The sequence below is a fragment of the Halanaerobaculum tunisiense genome, from assembly GCF_054657635.1.
In genome coordinates this window covers 248,256-267,815 of record NZ_BAAHYI010000003.1, presented here as the reverse complement: position 1 = coordinate 267,815, position 19,560 = coordinate 248,256, and the positions used below count along the sequence as shown (strand labels likewise).

The window sequence follows — 19,560 nt, the reverse complement described above, 5'->3', positions numbered from 1 at the left end:
TGCTTAAGTGTTGTTTAATGGAGGGGTAATAGTGGCTAATAACCAGAACTTAGTAATTGTAGAATCACCAGCTAAAGCTAAAACTATTAGTAAATTTTTAGGGACTGACTATAATGTAGAAGCATCTATGGGTCATTTAATAGACCTGCCTAAAAGTCAATTAGGAGTTGATGTGGAGCATGATTTTAACCCTAAATACATTACCATCCGGGGCAAAGGCGAGATTTTGCAAAAACTAAAGCGGGTAGCTAAAAAAAGCGATAAAGTATTATTAGCAACTGACCCTGACAGAGAAGGGGAAGCGATTTCTTGGCACTTGGCCCGGGCTTTAGAGATAGATGGAACTAGTAATTGTCGCATAGAATTCAATGAGATTACTAAAACAGCAATTCAAGCTGCTTTAAATGAACCACGACCTGTTGACCAGGATAAAGTAGATGCTCAACAAGCAAGAAGAATTTTGGATAGATTAGTAGGATATAAGTTAAGTCCTTTACTGTGGAAGAAAGTAAGAAAAGGGTTAAGTGCTGGTCGAGTGCAGTCAGTAGCTGTCAAAATTATTTGTCAGCGCGAAGCTGAAATTGAAGAATTTGAACCGCAAGAGTACTGGACATTAGAAACAGAACTAACAGTAGATCAGCAAGAGACTTTTCCTGCTAAGTTATACCGGGTTGCAGAGGAAAAGTATGAATTAAATAGCCAGGAAGAAACTGAGGAAGTAATAGCTGAACTTGAGCAAGAGAAGCTGCAGGTTACTAAGATAAAAGAAGGAACTAGAAGAAGAAATCCGGCCCCACCTTTTACTACTAGTAGCTTACAACAACAAGCCTCTACCTACTTACACTTTAGCACTAAAAAAACAATGTATCTAGCTCAGGAATTATACGAAGGAATTGATTTAGGAGCAGCAGGAACAGTAGGTTTGATTACTTATATGCGAACTGACTCAACTAGAGTTTCGCAAGAAGAGCAAGAGGATACTAGAGATTATATAATTGCTAATTTAGGTAGTGATTATGTACCTGATAATCCTCCTGATTACAAAAGTAAGTCAGGAGCCCAAGATGCTCATGAAGCAATTAGACCAACTTCTGTTACTAGGACGCCTCAGGAAGTTAAGGATTATTTAAATCACGAGCAGTATAAATTGTATAAATTGATCTGGGAACGCTTTGTAGCTAGTCAGATGACTCCGGCAGTTTATAAAACTCTACGAATAAATGTTAAAGGAACTAAGTACTGGCTAAGAGCTAATGGCTCTCGGCAACTATTTGCTGGCTTTTTAGAGGTAGATAGTAGCAAACAAAGTAAGGAAGATACAGATTTGCCTGAGTTAGAAGAAGGGGCAGCTGTGGAGCTAGCCGAGGTAATTCCGGAACAACACTTTACTCAACCGCCAGCTAAATATAGTGAAGCTAAATTAGTTAAGACTTTAGAGCAGCAAGGAATTGGTCGGCCTAGCACTTATGCTTCTATAGTCAGTACTATTGAACAACGAGGTTATGTTACTAAAGAAAATAAACGGTTTAAACCAACTGAGTTAGGAGAAATAGTTAACGAATTATTAATCGAGCACTTTCCTAATGTAACTAATATAGAGTTTACTGCTCAACTAGAAGCAGAGCTAGATAAGATTGAAGCTGGAGATAGTAATTGGGTTCAGGTATTGGATGAGTTTTATACTCCCTTTCAGCAGCGATTAGAAGCAGCTAGAGAAAATATGGAACCAGTGGAGTTTCCAGAACCAGAAACAGATGTTATTTGTGAAGAGTGTGGGCGGAATATGATAATTAAACACGGGCGGTATGGTAAGTTTTTAGCTTGTCCAGGTTTTCCTGATTGTAAGAATACTAAACCCTTATTAGAAAAAATGGGAGTTAAGTGTCCTGAGTGTGCAGATGGTGATGTAGTCAAAAGAAAGAGTAAACAAGGTAGTGTCTTTTATGGCTGTAGTAATTATCCTGAGTGTGAGTTTATGACTTGGTACCAGCCAGTAGATGAGGAATGCCCTGAGTGTGGTAATTTCCTAGTAGAAAAGAAGACTAAGCAAGAAATTAAGCGGTTTTGTATTGCTGAGGATTGTGATTACGAAATTACGGAGTGATTGTAAGGAGGAGATTGAAATGATGGAGGCAACAACAGTAATTGCAGTTAAAGAAGATGATCAAGTTGCTTTAGCTGGTGATGGTCAAGTGACAATGCAACATACTGTTATGAAGCATAGTGCAAGTAAGATTAGACGGTTACATGATGGCGAGGTGCTGGCTGGTTTTGCTGGTACAGCAGCTGATGCTTTTACTTTATTTGAGAAGTTTGAAGGTAAGTTAGAGGAGTTTCATGGTAATCTAAGGCGAGCAGCAGTTGAATTGGCTAAAGAATGGCGGACAGATAAGATGTTAAGAAAGTTAGAGGCCTTATTGATTGTGGCTAATGAAGATTCATTATTGGTTGTTTCTGGTACTGGAGATGTCATTGAACCTGATGATGGAGTGACAGCAATTGGTTCTGGAGGTTCTTATGCTTTAGCTGCAGCGCGAGCTTTAATTGATTCTTCTGATTTACCTGCTACAGAAATAGCTAATAAGTCATTACAGATTGCTTCTGACATTTGTATTTATACTAATGACCATATTACGGTAAAAGAAATTTAGAAGGGGGACTGTTAATGAAGGATTTGACTCCACAGGAGATAGTTGATCAGTTAGATAAGTATATTGTTGGGCAGGACGAAGCGAAAAAGTCAGTAGCTATTGCTCTTAGAAATCGCTACCGGCGGAAGAAGTTGGCTACTGATTTACGAGAAGAAGTGATTCCTAAGAATATTTTAATGATTGGCCCTACTGGGGTAGGAAAGACAGAAATAGCTCGTAGACTAGCTAAGTTGGCCCAGGCTCCTTTCATTAAAGTAGAAGTAAGTAAGTTTACAGAAGTAGGTTATATGGGCCGAGATGTGGAATCAATGATTAGAGATTTGGTGCGGAATTCGATTAGAATGATCCAACAGGAAAAAATGGAACAAGTAGCAGATAAAGCAGCTGAGTTGGCTGAAGAACGAATTTTGGATATACTATTACCGCTGCCTAAAGATCAGTCTAATAATCCTTTTCAGGGATTATTTGGAAATCAAGAGGACGATACAACTTCTAGTACTAGTAGTGAACAAGATGAACAACTTAAACGCAGTCGAGAAAAGTTACGTCGTAAGTTACAGGCCGGTGAACTGGAAGATAGAATGATTGAAATAGAAGTAGAGCAGACTAATTCCCAAATGGTTGAGATCTTTTCTGGCTCAGGAATGGAGGAATTAGGAGTTAATTTTCAGGATATTTTTGGCGGGATGTTCCCTAACCAAAAAGAAACTAAAAAAGTATCAGTAGAAGAGGCCCGAGAAATTCTTAAAGAGAAAGAAGCTCAGAAGTTAATAGATATGGATAAAGTTAGTCGGGAAGCTATTCAGCGAGTGGAAGAATCAGGGATTATCTTCTTAGATGAAATTGATAAAATAGCTGGTCAAGAAGCAGGTTCTAATCCGGATGTATCTAGAGAAGGCGTCCAAAGAGATATTTTGCCAATTGTCGAAGGTTCAACAGTTAATACTAAGCATGGTACTGTCCAGACAGACCATATTTTATTTGTTGCTGCGGGTGCTTTTCATGTCTCAAATCCAACTGATTTAATTCCTGAGTTACAAGGTAGATTTCCAATTAGAGTGGAGCTAAATAATCTATCTCAAGAAAACTTTAAAGAAATCTTAACTGAGCCAGAAAATGCTTTAACTAAGCAGTATAAAGCCTTATTAGCAACTGAAGATGTGGAGATCAAATTTACTATTGAAGCAATTGATGAATTAGCAGATATTGCTTATCAAGTCAATGAACAGACAGAAAATATTGGAGCAAGAAGACTACATACTATCATAGAGAAGCTACTAGAAGATCTTTCTTTTGAAGCACCAGAATTAGAGCAAAAGAAAGTAGAGATAACTCGGGAGTATGTGAAGGACAAATTAGATGATGTAGTAGCAGATAAAGATTTAAGTAAGTATATCCTTTAAATTCAAGCCAGAAGAGTGGTCTGATTTGAAATTAAAATAAAACTCAGGTATAATCTTTATATGGGAGTTAGTATCATTTATGGTAAATTAATAGTTGTGTGTGATTTAGAGTGGATATTAAGGAGGACATAGGATGGAAAAATTACTTACTAAGACCCGCAAAATAAATAGATTAATCCAACGATCAGCTGGTGGTCAAGCAGTTGATTTTGCAGAGATGGCTCAGGTATTGAGAGAATCTATTGCTGCCAATGTCTATTTAGTTGATCAAGAGGGAGAAATTTTAGGTTATAGTTTAGTTGATGAGTTTGAATGTGATATAATGTTACAGGAAGTAATTAGTCAGGATGTTTTTCCGGCTGAATATAATGATTGGTTGTTAGGAATCTACCATACCCAATCGAATTATGAACAAAAGCATGGAGCTTGTGTTTTTACAGAGGAAGAAGATTGTTTATTCAAGCATAAATTGACAACTATTGTACCTATCAATGGTGGAGGAGAGAGATTAGGGACTTTAATTTTGGCTAGATTTGATAAAGAATTTGATTCTTCAGATTTATTATTAGCTGAATATGGTGCTACTGTAGTAGGGATGGAGATGTTGAGATTAAAGAGTAAAGAACGAGAGAAAGAAGCTAGAAAGAAAGCAGCTGTTCAGATTGCGTTAGATACTTTATCTTACTCTGAATTAGAGGCAGTAGAACATATATTTGCTGTGCTAGATGGTACAGAGGGTTTACTGGTAGCTAGTAAAATTGCTGATAGAGTAGGAATTACACGGTCAGTAATTGTTAATGCTTTACGTAAATTTGAAAGTGCTGGAGTGATTGAAACTAAGTCCCTAGGGATGAAGGGAACTCACATTAAAATTTTGAATGATTATTTGTTAGAAGAATTAGAAAATTTAGATTGATATAGTTTTTTTAGGTGTGGCTTGCCACACCTTTTGTTATGTTTATTTACTTATTTAAGGATAAGGTTTATGTTCATTTTCGACAATTTAATGTTTTATTCACCATATTGTTAAATAAAATCAAATATTTTGCAGGGTATTTTAAATTTGATATTGAATTTATAAATATGAAGTTCTAGACATAACAGCAATGAATAGGGGGTCTGAGATGAAGTTATTTGGAACAAACATTGGCGTATTAGGAAAAGCATTAGATGGCTTACAGAAGAAACATCAGTCAATTAGTAATAATATTGCTAATGCTGATACGCCAAATTATAAAAGAAAACAAGTTAATTTTAAACAACAATTGGAATCTGCTATAGAAGATAAGAATCAGTTAGCAGTAACTAATAAAAGTCATATAGCTTTACATAAGAGTAATCTTAGCTCTGTAGAACCTAAAATGGCTACTGAAGAAGATACTAAAGTAAGAAAAGATGGTAATAATGTTAATATAGATGCTGAAATGGCTAATTTAGCTAAGAATACTATCAAGTATCAGACAGTTAGTAAGCAGTTAGGTAATCAATTCAATCGTTTACAGAATGTAATTAAAAAAGGAGGTAAATAATAGTGGGGATTTTTACCGGAGTTAATATTAGTGCTTCCGGATTAACAGCCCAAAGATTGCGGATGAATACTATTTCTAGCAATTTAGCTAATGCTAATACAACTCGGACTGAAGATGGAGGTCCATATCGCCGGAAGATACCTGTTTTTAAAGCACAATTAAATGATCAATTAAATCAAGATAAGCAACGACTAGGCGGGGTAGAAGTTACTGGAATAAAAGAAAGTGATCAACCTACTAAATTAGTACATAAACCTAATCATCCTGATGCTAATGAAGCAGGATATGTAGAGATGCCTAATATAGATACCACTTCTGAGATGACAGATATGATTTCTGCTACTAGATCTTATGAAGCTAATGTAACTGCTTTGAATTCAGCTAAAAAGATGGCTCGCAGTGCTTTAAAACTAGGATAAAAAGGAGGAAGAATAAATGCAGGTTGATAAACTAGCTAATTCTAACTTAACTGAACTTAATAAACAATTGACAGATGATACTAAGAAAAATAATGCTTCTTTTAAGAAGATACTACAGGATTCTTTACAACAGGTTAATCACCTCCAACAGCAGTCTAATCAGGCTAGTCAAGATTTAGCTTTAGGCAAAACAGAAAATATTCACCAGGTAATGATAGCTTCTCAAAAAGCTAAGACTTCTTTAGATCTAACAACAGCAGTCAGAAATAAAGCAGTCGATGCTTATAAGGAGATTATGAGGATGCGAGTGTGATAGAACTGGGACTAGGATTGAGGTGTAAATATGGTTGATAGTTGGGCAGAATTTAAAGAACAGATTCAACAGTTATGGACAGGACTGGATAAAAAAACTAAGATTATTATTGGTATTTCTGTTGTAACTACTATTATTGCTATAGCTATTTTAGTTAGTTGGGCTAGCCAGCCCGCTTATGAGGTCTTATTTAATAATTTATCTAATAAAGATGCTGGTGCTATAGTAGAAAAGTTAAAGGAACAACAAGTTGATTATAAATTAGAAAATCAGGGTTCAGCTATTTTAGTTCCCCAACAAAACGTTCATCAATTACGATTGGAGCTAGCTAATGATGGCTTGCCGGCAGGAGGCACAACTGGTTTTGAGTTATTTGATCAAAACCAGATTGGAACTACTGATTTCCAACAGAAAGTCAATTATAATCGCGCTTTATCTGGTAAATTATCACGAACTATTAAAGAATTTGATAATATTAGTTATGCTAGAGTACAGATTACTCCTGCTGAGAATAGTATTTATAAGGATAGAGAACAGCCAGCTAAAGCATCTGTTTTTTTAGAGCTAGATGGTTACCAAGAATTAGCTAAAAATCAAGTCCAATCTATAGCTAATTTGGTAGCTAGTAGTGTTAATAGCTTAGAACCTGCTCAAGTAACAATTGTTGATACAGAAGGGAATTTATTATCCGCTCAACTAGAAGAAAAAAATCAAGATGGTAAGTCTAGTTATCAACAATTAGAAGTCCAAAATAAATTTGAATCTGAGATAGAAAAAGATTTAAATGAGATGTTAACTAAAGTTTTAGGGATCAATAATTTTGTGGTTAAAGTTAATGCTGATCTTAATTTTGATCAACGAAATGTAGAAAGTAAAGAGTATAAACCAGTAGTTGATGATGAGGGCATAGTTCGTAGTGAGCAAGTTAAAGAGGAAAGCGAGGAAGGAAGTTCTAGTCAACCAGAAGGAGCACCCGGAACTACTTCTAATGTACCACAGTATCAGATGGATAACACTGAACAACAGAGTCGAGAGAGTTCTGAATCAGTTGTTAATTATGAAATTAATGAAAAGATCACCAAATATGTACAAGCCCCTGGTAATTTAGAACAATTATCTGTTTCTGTGATGGTTAATCAAGATTTAGACCAACAAAGACAAGAGTCAATCAGCGAAGCAGTCTCAGCAGCTGTTGGCTATAATGAAGAACGTGGTGATACTATTAGAGTTGTAGGGATGGAGTTTGATAATAGTCTAGAAGAGAGAATCAATCAGTCTAAGACTGCTGAGACAAGTCTAAGTCAAGATTTTTTATTGCTTCTAGCAGCTGTAATAGGAGCTTTGATCTTAATTATTACTTTTGTATTATATAGAAGAAGAGGTAGTGACGAAGAGGAAGTTGAACCTGGGCAAGAAGTCGATTATGTAGCAGATGAGGCAACGGAAGAATATGCTGCTACTGAAGAATTAACTGATGAAGAAGAGGAAGCCCAAAAACTACAGCGCCAATTGCGTAATCTGGCTTATGACCAGCCAGAAGAGATAGCAGAACTGATCAAGAGTTGGCTAGAAGAATAAAGGAGGCTATAATGTGCAACCACAAGATTTATCTGGTAAGCAAAAGGCTGCTATCTTGATGGTATCTTTAGGTCCTGATACTTCAGCAGAGATTTTCAAACATTTAGATGATGAAGAGATTGAAGAGTTAACACTAGAAATTGCTAACTTAGATAAAGTTCCAGCTGAGGTTAAGGAAGAGGTTTTAGGTGAGTTCCATCAGATGTGTGTAGCTTATGATTATATTAGTCATGGTGGTATGGATTATGCTAAGGAAGTACTAGAGAAAGCTTTAGGTGAATCAGAGGCTAATAATATTATTAATCGCTTAACTGCTTCTTTACAAGTTAGGCCTTTTGATGAATTAAGAAAGACTGACCCAGATCAGATATTAAACTTTATTCAAAATGAACATCCGCAGACAATTGCTTTGATTTTGGCTTATCTGGATTCTGAACAATCAGCTAGTATTATGTCTGGATTGTCGGAAGAAAAACAGACTAAAGTGGCGAAAAGGATTGCTCTTATGGAGCGGACTTCGCCTGATGTGATTAGGGAAGTAGAACGGGTCTTAGAACAGAAGTTATCTTCTTTAATGACGAATGAATATTCCCAAGCTGGAGGTCTTGATTCTATTGTAGAGATTTTAAATTTATCCGATCGCGGTACAGAAAAACAAATCTTAGAAGATCTGGATAATGATAAGCCTGAATTAGCAGAAGAAATTAAACAAAAGATGTTTGTCTTTGAGGATATTACTCTATTGACTGACCGGGATATTCAGATGATATTACGTCAGGTTGATACTGATGATCTAGCCTTAGCACTCAAAGGCTCTAATGATGAAGTAGGAGAGAAAATTTATAGTAACCAGTCTAAACGAGCAGCTGAAATGTTAAAAGAGAATATTGAATATCTAGGTCCAGTTAGAATTAGCGATGTGGATGAAGCGCAACAAAAGATTGTTAATGAAATTAGACGATTAGAAGAAGAAGGAGAGATTGTGATTGATCGTGGGGGAGGAGATGAGGTAATTGAGTAATGTAATTAAGTCTAACCAAATTAAAACAGGAACTAAGTTTGATTTTTCTCATTCCTCACAACAAGAAGAAGCTTCGCAGGAAGATGTAACTGCTAGTGACCAACAAGAAGAAAGCGAGAAGATTATAGTTCAGGCAGAACAAAAAGCAGCCGAGATAATTGCTCAAGCCAAAGAAGAAGCGCAAGAGATTAAACAGGAAGCTACTCAGCAAGCGCAACAGGAAATAGAAGCAGCTAAGGAGCAGGCTCACAAAGAGGGTTACCAAGCAGGCTTTGCGGAGGGCCAACAAGAAGCCCAGGAGGAAGCAGTGGCTGAGTTTAAAGAATTTATGGCTCAGTTAGAGGAGAAGTCTGCTACTATTTCTCAGTTAGTAGAAGAAGAATTGGCCCAAGTTAGCAGCGAGGTGCTTGAATTAGTGACTGCTATTAGTAGACAAGTAATTAACCGAGAACTTAGTCTGGATGATAGTTTAATTTTGGATCTAGTTAAAGATGCCTTGCTGGCGATTGAAGAAGAAAAAGAAGTTAAGATTAGAATCAATCCCCAGGACTTAGAAGTATTATCTACAGCTAAAGAAGAATTAATCAAAACTAGCAATCTAGAAGAGATAGAATTGGTTACTGACCAAAGTATTGACTTAGGTGGTTGTATTATAGAAACTGACTTTGGTGGGGTTGATGCTACTATCTCCTCTCAGCTGGCCCAGATTGAAGAAGAATTAAGGACAGTGAATGATAATGAGTAAGATGTTGGCCCAGGATAAGTTACTGGCTGCAATAGAAAAGACCTCTACTAAGAGAAGATTTGGAAAGGTTAAACGAGTAGTAGGTTTAACTATTGCATCAAAGGGGCCAACTGTCCACTTAGGTGAGTTATGTTTGATCCAACCTAAATTTGATGTAGACCCTATTCAAGCTGAGGTAGTAGGTTTTAAAGAAAATAATATTTTATTAATGCCTTTAGGAGAGATGAAGGGGATTAGTCCTGGTTGTAAGGTATTTGCTACTGGAGATTCACTGCAAGTAGAAGTTAGTGAAGATTTATTAGGTCAGGTGCTAGATGGTTTAGGAGATCCTTTAGCAGAGTCTGAACTTGATATATCTGGTGTTAATTATTCAGTAGAGAATGAACCACCTAATCCTTTAGCTAGACAGCGAATTACTGAACCTTTATCTTTAGGAGTCAGAAGTTTAGATGGTTTATTAACTTGTGGTAAAGGACAGAGGATAGGAATTTTTGCTGGTAGTGGTGTAGGTAAAAGTACTTTATTAGGTATGATTGCCCGCAATACTGATGCTGATATTAATGTAATTGCTTTAATTGGTGAGCGAGGTAGAGAAGTCCGGGAGTTTATAGAAGAAAGTTTAGGTCCAGCTGGGCTAGAGAAATCTGTAGTGGTGGTAGCAACGTCAGACCAACCAGCTTTAGTCAGATTAAAAGGAGCTTTGGTAGCTACTAGTATTGCTGAATATTTTAGAGATCAAGGCAATGATGTAATGTTAATGATGGATTCAGTAACTCGGTTTGCTATGGCTCAACGAGAGGTAGGTCTAGCAGTAGGAGAACCTCCAGCAACTAGAGGGTATACTCCTTCTGTTTTTGCTATCTTACCTAAACTAATGGAACGAGCTGGAGCAGGAGAATCCGGAACGATTACTGGTTTATATACAGTATTAGTAGAAGGCGATGATATGAGCGAACCAATTGCTGATGCTGTGCGGAGTATTTTAGATGGACATGTTGTCTTATCTCGCGAGCTAGCAGCCCAAAATCACTATCCAGCTATTGATGTTTTAGAAAGTGTTAGTAGAGTGATGGATGATATTGTAGCTGATAAGCACCAACAGGCTGCTAATCAACTAAGGAAAGTACTAGCTACTTACGAAGAATCAAAGGATCTAGTTAATTTAGGTGTTTACGAAGAAGGCAGTGACCCCGAGTTGGATTATGCACTAGAGAAATTAAATGAGGTAAATGATTTCTTACAGCAGGGGATTGCGGAAAGTAGTAGTTATCAAGAAACAGTTAATTGGCTAGTTAATATCTTTGCTGGAGAGTGATTAAATGAAAGAATTTGAATTTCGCCTACAGTCTTTATTGGATTTAAGAGAGCAGGAAGAACAGGCTTTAGAAAAGGAATTATTTGAGTTAAAAAGCAGCTATAATGAAGTTAAAGAGGAATTAGCTGAAGTACAAACTGACAAGCAAAAGTGGCATCAGAAGTTAAATGAAGCTAGTCAGCAAGGGATTACTGCTCAGCAATTAGAGAGATATCGTAATTATATTACTTATTTGGAAGGCGAAATAGAAGAATTAGCTTTACAGTTGGAATATTGGCAGGAACAAGTGGCTGATTGTCAACAACGGCTATTAGAGAAAGTTAAACAGCGGAAGGTATTATCTAAATTAAAGGAAAGACAATATGAGTCATACCAAGAAGAATATCTGCAGCAAAGACAAAAACTAGATGATGAAATAGCCATTAATAATTTTAACCACCATGGGACTAGTTCTTCTGGGTTAGGCTAGGAGGATATTGGATGATGAAAAAAATATTATCAGGGTTTCTAGTGCTTATCTTATTAGCAGGGTCAACTCTTTATCTATTAGATTTAGTGGAAGTATTTACTTGGGCAGAATTAAAAACTACTAGCCTCCAACAACTAAAGAGGATACCTGCAATTGAAAAGTACCTTGTCTCCCAAGAGGAGAACCAAAAGCTAAAACAGGAATTGGAGACAGTCAATAGTAAGTTAGAGGAAATGAAACGAAAGAATAAACAGCTATTAGAGGAATTAGAAAAAACTAAAACAACAATTGATCAACGAGAGGAAAGAATTAATAGTCTTCAGGAGGAGTTAAGCCAACAAGAGAGTGAACAACAGGATTATAATCAGAAAGTTGCAAATTTAACTGAAATTTATAGTAGTATGGAAGAGGAAAAGGCTGCTAATATCCTATCTGGACTGAAAGCTAAGTTAACAATAGATATTTTAGAAAAAATGGACCAGGAGAATGTAGCTGAGATTTTAGAGTTAATGCCTACTGAAGTAGCAGTCGAGATTTCTACCGAATTATCTCGTTAGGAGGAGGTGAGATAGCAAGTGGGGATAGGAGCACAAGTTACTAATTTGGCCCAAATGGATACTGCGCAAGCTAGCAAGCAGTCTAGCTTTTCGAAAGGAAGTCAGTCTGCAGAAAAGACTAGTGATTCAGCCGATGGATTTCTGTCTTCTTTACAACAGAAGATAGATCAGGCAACTGAGACTGAAGCTGAAGATAACAAACTACAGAAGTTATTGGCTAAGAAAGAAAAGGGCGAAGAGTTAGACCAAGCTGCTATAGAGGAGTTAGTCAGTCTGCTCCAGAATTTAAATTCCCAACTAAAGAACAAGTTATTAGCTAATAATCAAGAAATCAATCAGGAATTATTACAAAATTTAAAACAACAGTTACAACAGCTAAATAAACATTTAGCTAAATCAGATGGAGAGTCTAAGCTTTTAGGACAGCAGTTGCAGATAGACAAGCAACAAGCAAACTGGGACAGTAAGCAATTCAATTCGCAGCTAAAATCCTTATTACAGGGATTAAAAAAAGTAGATCAGAAATTCACTTTAGGCTCGCAAGCCCAACAAGATGCTGCTAAGTTACATAAACTATTAACTAAATTAGATGGACAAGTAGTAAATTTAAATAAAACTAGTCAGCAGAATGATCGTTCAGATAGAAAGTTGGCCCGACAACAAGTAACTAAGGAATCACCTAAGAAGTCAACTGCTAAGTTTAAATCGTCTTCCAAAAATTTAAACCAACAACTAGAGCAACTAAAAACCAGTCTCCGATCCGAATTGACTAGTAAAGAAAAAGCAGGAACTAGTGATTTGCAGCAAAAGGTTAAAGGAGAAAGTAATTTAGATCTGATAGTTAATAATTTAAAGACTGCCCAGACAGTAAATAATAAGAGTAAAGTAGTTGTTAATAATCAGCAAGTAAAGTTTAAGGATTTTCTCCAACAAATAACTGAGAAAAGTAACCTATCAGCTAAGAAAGCAGGAGATAAGATTACTCTGCAGTTAGAGCCTAAATCACTAGGTAAGTTACAGATTAAGCTAGGTTTGGATAATGGAACTATGACAGCTAAAATACTGACCGAAAATAGTAATGTTAAAGACTTACTAGATGGTAATTTAGGGCAACTGAAAGCAGCCCTAGATCAAAAGGATTTACAGATAGAACAACTTGAAGTATCAGTTAGTCACGAAGAAGAAAAATTTAATGAACAACAGTTTGAAGATAGTGATAGTAACCGACAGCATAAATTTGACTTTGAGGAAGAAACTAACGAAGAATTTGATTTATCACTAGCTGAAATAGAAGAAAGTGATCAGTTAGAAACAGAAGTTTTAGGAAGAGAAGTTAAGGAAACTCAAGAAGAATTATTAGCTAGTGATGATGTTGATTATGTAGTGTAAGGAGGTAGTAGAATGGATTCTATTCAGTCTAGTCAGGCTACAAGTAGTTCGACTCCTAGTCAGCAGACAAGTCTCCAACAAAGTGACTTAGGAAAAGAGGAATTTCTAGAATTATTAGTCAGTCAATTACAGAACCAAAACCCAATGGAGCCGATGAAGAATAAAGAATTCATGGGCCAAATGGCACAGTTTAACTCTCTCCAACAGATGCAGAGTTTAAATAATAATATGTCCCAGTTTATGAAGCATCAACAGTTATCTCAAGCTGGTAACTTAGTAGGTAAAAAAGTAAAAGTCTTAAATAGTGAAACTGGCCAAGAACTAACTGGTAAGGTTTCTAAAGTCAAGATGAATGATTCTGATCCGCAGGTAGTAATTGGTGGTCAGGAATATGCTATGAATAATATTCAAGAGGTAATGGCAGAGAAGTAGGTTAATTAGTATTATCAACTGTAAACTGTAAATTGTAAACTGTAAACTAATCAGGGAGGTCAAATTATGTTACGGTCAATGTACGCTGGTGTCTCCGGAATGCAGGCTCATATGGATAAAATGGATATTGTAGGTAATAATATCTCCAATGTTAATACAACTGGTTATAAAAGCAGTCGAGCTACATTTAAGACAATGCTGAGTCAAACAATCCAAGGTGCTTCAGCTCCCCAGGATGATCGAGGGGGAACAAACCCTAAACAAATTGGCTTAGGAACTACTCTAGGTAGTATTGATAAAGACATGGGCCAAGGTAACTTAAAGTCGACAGGTCGTAATACTGATCTTGCTATTCAAGGAAATGGTTTCTTTGTGCTTAATGATGGCGGGGCTAATAAGTATACTCGATCTGGCTCTATGAGCTTTGATAAAGATGGTTATTTGGTTAATTCGACTAATGGTTATCGATTACAAGGGTGGCAGGCTGATGCTAGTGGGAATGTTGATACTAATGGTGAATTAGAAGATATTACTTTAAAACAGAATATGGATGCCAATGCTACAACTGAGGTAACTTACGCTGGCAATTTGGATGGTAATGCTGCAGAAGATGATACAAGAACTACCACTATGAATGTTTATGATTCGCAAGGTAGTGAACATACTGTAGAATTAGATTTTACCAAGAATAGTAATCCTAATGAATGGAGTTATGAGGTAACTAATGTTTCTGATAGTGATAATGTTGATGATGATAGTGGTACACTTGAATTTGATAGTGATGGTAATGTGACTGCTGGAGGAACATCTACTTTAGAATTTGACCCTGCTGGTGGTGGAGGAGATGGTCAACAAGTTACTTTAGATTTCACTCAAATGACTCAACAAGCTGGCGATATGACAGCTGATGTAGATACCATTGATGGTTATCAATCCGGATCTTTAGAAAAATTTTCGATAGGCCAATCAGGTGAGATTACTGGTTTCTATGATAATGGTAAACGGCAGACAGTAGGTCAGGTTGCTGTAGCTGATTTTAATAACCCAGGTGGATTAAATGAGGATAGCGATACGATGTTTAGTACTTCTAATAACTCAGGTCCGGCCCAGATAGGAAGTCCTAATACAGGTGGTTTTGGTTCTTTAAGTGCTGGGACTTTAGAGATGTCCAATGTGGACTTATCCCGCCAGTTTTCGGAGATGATTACTACTCAACGTGGTTTCCAGGCTAACTCGAAGACTATCTCAACTTCAGATAAGATACTCCAACAATTAGTTAATCTTAAACGTTAATGAGTGATAACGAGGAGAGAATTCTCTCCTCGTTGTGAATTCGGTCTATATAGGAGTTGATAAGTGATTATCAAACTAAGCAGATTAAATGATTCAGAGTTGGTGGTCAATGCCGAATTGATTAAGACTGTAGAGGCTACGCCAGATACAGTAATCACGTTAACAACTGACCAGAAACTGATTGTTAAAGAAACAGTTGATGAGGTGATTGCTAAAGTAGTTGCTTATAAACGGAGGATTCAGGTTAAGCCAGAATAGGAATGGGGTGTCAGACTGTGGAGCTTGATTTTGCATCAATTATAGGATTAATCTTAGGACTATTCTTGGTTGTTATGGGGATGATGTTACAGAATAGTATTTTAGTTTATGCCAGTGCTACTTCGGCTTTGATTGTAGTTGGAGGTACTCTAGGTGCAATAATCCTTGCTTATTCTTTTGATCACCTAAAAGATGCTTTATTCTCATTAAAAATAGTATTTTCTAGTCGGAATGATGAAGTAAGTGAAGTAATTTCGGTACTTGTTAGTTTTGCTGAAAAAGCTCGGCGAGAAGGATTACTAGCTTTAGAAGAGGAAAGTAACCAACTAGATGATGAATTTTTACAGAAAGGGATCCAATTGGTAGTTGATGGTACTGACCCAGAGTTGATTAAGAGTATTTTAGAAACAGAGCTTGATTTTATGCGAGAGCGTCATTCAATCACTTGGGGAGTTTTTAGTAAAGCTGGTGAGTTGGCCCCTTCTTTTGGGATGATAGGGACTTTAATTGGTCTTATAGGGATGTTAAGTCAGCTAGATAATCCTGACCAATTAGGAAGTGGGATGGCTACAGCTTTAATTACTACTTTTTATGGTTCATTACTAGGTAATTTAGTATTTGTTCCTATGGCTGAAAAACTAAAGGTCAAAAGTGAAGAAGAAATTTTAGTTAAAGAAGTAATGATTGAAGGAATCCTGTCGATTCAAGCAGGAGAAAACCCACGGATTGTAGAAGAAAAGCTAAAAGCCTTTTTAGCTCCTGATTCTCGCTCGCAAATAGAAGAGGAAGAAGTGGTGAATATTAATGCGACGGGATAGGCAACAGAAAGCAGATGATGATAGTGGAGCAGACTGGATAACTACCTATGCTGATATGATCACTTTATTGCTTGCTTTTTTTGTCTTATTATATTCTTTTTCTTCTGTAGATAAGACTAAATTTAAGACTATGATGGAAGGACTCCAAGGAAATTTAGGGGTCTTAAAAGGAGGTAAGACTATTACCTCCTCTAAGATGATTGATCAAGGATTGGATGGCTCAGAGGTCAGTAGAAGGCTTAATAATTTATATCGGAAAGTAGCTAAGTATATAGAAGATAACAACCTACAAGAAAGAGTTAATTTAGATGTAGATAATAGAGGCTTAACTATTAGATTTACTGGTAAATTGTTATTTGGTTTAGGCGAGGCAGATATTAAGCCAGAGGCTACGGAGATTTTAAATCAGATAGCTAATTTCATCCAAACAGTTCCTAATCAGGTAACAGTGGAGGGACATACTGATAATTTACCAATTAATAATTCGAAATTCCCTACTAACTGGGAGTTATCTACAGCTAGAGCTACTAATGTAATTAGATACTTTATAGAAAAGGATGATATTGATCCTAGTCGCTTATCAGCAGCAGGTTACTCAAAGTATAAACCACTTCATCCGAATAATAATCCGCAAAATCGGGCCTTGAATCGACGAGTGGATGTTGTTATTTTAAAGATGGAAGACCAGGGTAAGAAGGAGGATGTAATTAATGAGTGACGAAAATCAGGGGATTAGTTATATACTAATAGTAATAATAGTTTTATTTTCAGTAGTACTAGCTAGTGGAGCATCTTATTTTATGTTATTCCAGTTTGGTGGGTTAAATAGTAACCAACAAGTAGCAGAAGAGGCTACAGCAGATAAAAAATTAGGGCCAACTACTAATTTAGATCAGTTTTTAGTAAATTTAGCTGATGGTAGAGAATATGTTAAGATGAATATCTCTTTTGAAGTCAGTAATCAAGAGACAGTTACCGAGATAGAAGAACGAAAGCCACAAGTTAGAGATAGGATTATTTCTATCTTAAGAACTAAAAATCATCAACAGATCACTTCTAATCAAGGAACTAGAAAACTAAGAACAGAAGTAATGGAGCAGGTTAACCAAATTTTATTGAAAGGTAAGATTACAAATGTTTTCTTTACAGAATTTATTGTCCAATAGTTGGTTAATATATTATTTCGTGCTTTGGAAATAGGTAGGGGGGAGCGGTATGTCTTCAGATCGAGTATTAAGTCAAGATGAAATAGATTCTCTGTTAGATGCCATGTCTTCTGGGGAAGTAGAAGCAGATGATCTAAAAGAGGAAGAAGAACAACAAGTCGAAGTCTATGATTTCAAACATCCTAATAAATTATCTAAAGATCAACTAAGAACACTACGTATGATTTACGAAGGTTTTGGTCGCTTAGTCAGTACTGCTATCTCAACTAAGTTAAGAACAATGGGTAAAATTGAGGTTGCTTCTATTGAACAGTTGTCCTATGATGAATTTATCCGTTCCTTACCACAACCTACAGTGATGGCTACGTGTGATTTTAATCCTTTTCATGGTGAGTTTATTATTGAGATGAATCCTAAAGTTGCCTTTAGTATTGTTGAGCGTACCTTTGGGGGCGGAGTTAGCTCCAGTGAGAATGAAGTTAGAGAGTTTACTGATATTGAAGAAGTAGTACTGAAAAAGATAACTAAGATGTTTTTGGAAAACTTTGCTGAAGCTTGGGAGAATGTAGCTGATTTACGGCCTAGGTTGAAGGAACTAGAATCAAATCCTCAGTTTACTCAGATAGTACCTGGTAATGATATGGTGATTTTAGCTACTTTTAATACATATATTGGCGATACAGGAGGACTAATTAATATTTGTATTCCTTATATTGTGTTAGAGCCTATTGTATCTAAGTTGAGTGCCCAGTATTGGTTTTCAGCTACTAGAGATGAGATCGATGAAGAAGGAAAGCAAAAGTTAAAGCAAGGTTTAGGTCGAGCTAAGTTGCCGATTGAAGTTGAATTAGGTAAAACTAATATTAAAGTTGGTGAATTATTGAAATTGCAAGAAGGAGATGTTTTACGGTTAGATACTAAATCAGATGATGATTTAACAATTAGTATAGATCAGCGAGCTAAGTTTAAAGGAGAGCCAGGAAAATTAGATAATAAACTGGCAGTAGAAATTATATCTGCTATTTCTGAAGAGGAGTGGGAGGGAGAAAGTAATGAATGATGAGGTTTTATCGCAAGATGAAATTAATGCTTTATTAAATGAAGAAGAGAAAGCTGATAGTAATGAACAAGAGGATTCTGAGTTAATCTCGGATTTAGTTAGAGATGCTTTAGGCGAAGTAGCAAATATATCAATGGGGTCAGCTGCTACAGCTTTATATGGCCTACTAGATAAAAAGGTAGAAATCACTGCTCCAGAAGTAGAAGTTAGTACCTTACAGAGTTTAATTGATAGCTACGCTCGACCTTGTGTAGTAGTTGACGTCCAGTATGTAGAAGGTCTAGAAGGTAGCAACCAGATGATCTTAGAAACTGAAGATGCAGCTATTATTACTGATTTAATGATGGGAGGGGATGGAACAGAACCGCCTAGTGAATTATCAGAGATGCATATGAGTGCTGTGGGAGAAGCTATGAATCAGATGATGGGCTCGGCTTCTACTTCGATGTCTGATTTCTTTGCTGGAGATAAGATTAATATTTCTCCTCCAGAAGTAGAATTGTTAGAGGTAAAGAAAGAAACTTTTGATTTTGAGAGCATTGAACCAGAGGATGGAGTAGTTCAAGTTATATTTGATATGCATATTGGGGATTTAATCGATAGTCAAATTGTGCAGGTGATGAGTATTGATTTTGCTGAACAATTAGCTCAGGGATTGATGAATCTTAATCAACAAGTAACTGAAGAGGAGCAGGATATTGATCAGCAGCAGCCAGAAGAATTCAGTCAATCTCAACAGCAACAGTCTGTTTCTCAACAGTCCCAGAGTCAACCAAGACAGCAACCAAGTCTGCAGCAACAAAATCAGCAACCCCAGCCTAATGTAGAAGTTCAGAATGTGGAGTTTGATGATTTAAATAATGGGCAGGTTACTGATGACCAGCATGATATTAGTATGATCTATGATGTTGATTTAGATTTAACAGTTAGATTAGGTAAGGCAGAAATGCCTATTAAAGAAATTTTAGATTTAGGATCTGGTTCAGTAATTGAACTAGATAGATTAGCTGGTGAACCAGTTGACTTACTAGTTAATGGAAAGTTAATTGCGCAAGGAGAGGTTGTTGTGATTGATGAGAACTTTGGCTTTAGAGTAACAGATATTATTAGTTCACAAGAGCGCTTAAAGAAATTATAAATTTAG

22 protein-coding genes are annotated in these 19,560 nt (G+C 36.4%); all 22 read left to right on the top strand.

The annotated features are described in order from the left end of the window. Nucleotides 1-31: 31 nt before the first annotated feature. The 22 genes from topA to fliY all read left to right on the top strand — a co-directional run bounded on the left by topA (nt 32) and on the right by fliY (nt 19,554). The gene (gene topA / locus ACYQ3D_RS04360; protein ID WP_459836617.1) at nt 32-2,104 is read left to right on the top strand and encodes a type I DNA topoisomerase; all 2,073 of its coding nucleotides are present in this window, start codon (nt 32-34) and stop codon (nt 2,102-2,104) included. Between the two features lie 19 nt (nt 2,105-2,123). Beyond that, entirely contained in the window at nt 2,124-2,651 is a 528-nt protein-coding gene (gene hslV, locus ACYQ3D_RS04355) for an ATP-dependent protease subunit HslV (protein ID WP_459836615.1), read from the top strand. Nucleotides 2,652-2,665: 14 nt separating this feature from the next. Beyond that, nucleotides 2,666-4,054, top strand: coding sequence for an ATP-dependent protease ATPase subunit HslU (gene hslU / locus ACYQ3D_RS04350; protein WP_459836614.1), 1,389 nt, complete (start codon nt 2,666-2,668; stop codon nt 4,052-4,054). 133 nt (nt 4,055-4,187) lie between these two features. Beyond that, the gene (gene codY / locus ACYQ3D_RS04345) at nt 4,188-4,970 is read left to right on the top strand and encodes a GTP-sensing pleiotropic transcriptional regulator CodY (protein WP_459836613.1); all 783 of its coding nucleotides are present in this window, start codon (nt 4,188-4,190) and stop codon (nt 4,968-4,970) included. 208 nt (nt 4,971-5,178) lie between these two features. Further along, nucleotides 5,179-5,583 carry a flagellar basal body rod protein FlgB gene (gene flgB, locus ACYQ3D_RS04340; protein WP_459836612.1) on the top strand — a complete coding sequence of 135 codons (405 nt, stop codon included), beginning with the start codon at nt 5,179-5,181 and terminating at the stop codon, nt 5,581-5,583. A 2-nt stretch (nt 5,584-5,585) separates the two neighbouring features. Next, nucleotides 5,586-6,002: a flagellar basal body rod protein FlgC gene (gene flgC, locus ACYQ3D_RS04335; RefSeq protein ID WP_459836611.1), complete on the top strand. Its 417-nt coding sequence runs from the start codon at nt 5,586-5,588 to the stop codon at nt 6,000-6,002. 16 nt (nt 6,003-6,018) lie between these two features. Beyond that, nucleotides 6,019-6,315, top strand: coding sequence for a flagellar hook-basal body complex protein FliE (fliE, locus tag ACYQ3D_RS04330; RefSeq protein ID WP_459836609.1), 297 nt, complete (start codon nt 6,019-6,021; stop codon nt 6,313-6,315). A gap of 30 nt (nt 6,316-6,345) precedes the next feature. Beyond that, nucleotides 6,346-7,893 (top strand): flagellar basal-body MS-ring/collar protein FliF, encoded by a 1,548-nt coding sequence (gene fliF / locus ACYQ3D_RS04325; RefSeq protein ID WP_459836607.1) that lies wholly within the window; start codon nt 6,346-6,348, stop codon nt 7,891-7,893. Nucleotides 7,894-7,906: 13 nt separating this feature from the next. Continuing rightward, nucleotides 7,907-8,914, top strand: coding sequence for a flagellar motor switch protein FliG (gene fliG, locus ACYQ3D_RS04320; RefSeq protein WP_459836605.1), 1,008 nt, complete (start codon nt 7,907-7,909; stop codon nt 8,912-8,914). After that, nucleotides 8,907-9,659: a FliH/SctL family protein gene (locus tag ACYQ3D_RS04315; protein WP_459836603.1), complete on the top strand. Its 753-nt coding sequence runs from the start codon at nt 8,907-8,909 to the stop codon at nt 9,657-9,659. Before fliG ends, ACYQ3D_RS04315 begins: the two co-directional genes overlap by 8 nt. Next, nucleotides 9,646-10,974: a flagellar protein export ATPase FliI gene (gene fliI / locus ACYQ3D_RS04310; protein ID WP_459836602.1), complete on the top strand. Its 1,329-nt coding sequence runs from the start codon at nt 9,646-9,648 to the stop codon at nt 10,972-10,974. The genes ACYQ3D_RS04315 and fliI overlap by 14 nt, the downstream gene beginning before the upstream one ends. A gap of 4 nt (nt 10,975-10,978) precedes the next feature. Next, entirely contained in the window at nt 10,979-11,443 is a 465-nt protein-coding gene (gene fliJ, locus ACYQ3D_RS04305) for a flagellar export protein FliJ (RefSeq protein WP_459836600.1), read from the top strand. A gap of 11 nt (nt 11,444-11,454) precedes the next feature. Continuing rightward, nucleotides 11,455-12,000 carry a MotE family protein gene (locus ACYQ3D_RS04300; protein WP_459836599.1) on the top strand — a complete coding sequence of 182 codons (546 nt, stop codon included), beginning with the start codon at nt 11,455-11,457 and terminating at the stop codon, nt 11,998-12,000. An 18-nt stretch (nt 12,001-12,018) separates the two neighbouring features. Beyond that, entirely contained in the window at nt 12,019-13,389 is a 1,371-nt protein-coding gene (locus ACYQ3D_RS04295; RefSeq protein ID WP_459836597.1) for a flagellar hook-length control protein FliK, read from the top strand. Between the two features lie 12 nt (nt 13,390-13,401). Beyond that, complete coding sequence (locus ACYQ3D_RS04290) at nt 13,402-13,821, top strand: flagellar hook capping FlgD N-terminal domain-containing protein (protein ID WP_459836596.1); 420 nt, start codon at nt 13,402-13,404, stop codon at nt 13,819-13,821. A 66-nt stretch (nt 13,822-13,887) separates the two neighbouring features. Then, nucleotides 13,888-15,114 (top strand): flagellar hook protein FlgE, encoded by a 1,227-nt coding sequence (locus tag ACYQ3D_RS04285; RefSeq protein ID WP_459836594.1) that lies wholly within the window; start codon nt 13,888-13,890, stop codon nt 15,112-15,114. Nucleotides 15,115-15,180: 66 nt separating this feature from the next. Continuing rightward, nucleotides 15,181-15,372: a flagellar FlbD family protein gene (locus tag ACYQ3D_RS04280; protein ID WP_459836700.1), complete on the top strand. Its 192-nt coding sequence runs from the start codon at nt 15,181-15,183 to the stop codon at nt 15,370-15,372. Nucleotides 15,373-15,389: 17 nt separating this feature from the next. Further along, entirely contained in the window at nt 15,390-16,190 is an 801-nt protein-coding gene (locus tag ACYQ3D_RS04275) for a motility protein A (protein WP_459836592.1), read from the top strand. Beyond that, nucleotides 16,177-16,908: a flagellar motor protein MotB gene (locus ACYQ3D_RS04270; RefSeq protein WP_459836589.1), complete on the top strand. Its 732-nt coding sequence runs from the start codon at nt 16,177-16,179 to the stop codon at nt 16,906-16,908. The genes ACYQ3D_RS04275 and ACYQ3D_RS04270 overlap by 14 nt, the downstream gene beginning before the upstream one ends. Then, nucleotides 16,901-17,356, top strand: coding sequence for a flagellar basal body-associated FliL family protein (locus tag ACYQ3D_RS04265; protein WP_459836588.1), 456 nt, complete (start codon nt 16,901-16,903; stop codon nt 17,354-17,356). Before ACYQ3D_RS04270 ends, ACYQ3D_RS04265 begins: the two co-directional genes overlap by 8 nt. 49 nt (nt 17,357-17,405) lie before the next feature. Then, a complete protein-coding gene (gene fliM, locus ACYQ3D_RS04260) occupies nt 17,406-18,416 on the top strand; it encodes a flagellar motor switch protein FliM (RefSeq protein ID WP_459836587.1) in 1,011 nt (336 codons plus the stop codon). Next, the gene (gene fliY, locus ACYQ3D_RS04255) at nt 18,409-19,554 is read left to right on the top strand and encodes a flagellar motor switch phosphatase FliY (RefSeq protein ID WP_459836586.1); all 1,146 of its coding nucleotides are present in this window, start codon (nt 18,409-18,411) and stop codon (nt 19,552-19,554) included. The genes fliM and fliY overlap by 8 nt, the downstream gene beginning before the upstream one ends. The last annotated feature ends 6 nt before the right edge of the window (nt 19,555-19,560 follow it).